The 297-nt window shown below is 67.3% G+C and carries 1 pseudogene; it reads right to left on the reverse strand.

The window, feature by feature from the left end:
• Positions 1-220 (reverse strand): annotated as a pseudogene (locus tag B3547_RS21135) (hypothetical protein); the annotation flags it as partial.
• Positions 221-297 lie beyond the last annotated feature (77 nt).

Raw genomic sequence — 297 nt, forward strand, 5'->3', positions numbered from 1 at the left:
CCTTGCCGCCGATCTCGGCCAGCGGCCGGTCCTGGATGCGATCCCCGCTGGCGATGACGGGCACGATTTCCACCGTTTCCGTGGGCCATCCATGCGCCGCGCACAGCCGGTCGCGCGCCTCGTGCGCCTGCGCCATGGCGAGCGGAGACTGGCGCGTGCCCAGCCGGAGTGCGGTTGCCGGAGCCTGCGCGGGGCTGTCTTGGAGGAAAGTCTGGATCATGCGCCGCTTGCCGTACCTGCGTTTATCTCTAAGGGAAAGCTCCCCATGGCCCTGATCCTCGGTATCGAATCTTCCTG

This window comes from Novosphingobium sp. UBA1939 (assembly GCF_002336885.1).
In the GTDB taxonomy this organism is placed as follows: domain Bacteria; phylum Pseudomonadota; class Alphaproteobacteria; order Sphingomonadales; family Sphingomonadaceae; genus Novosphingobium.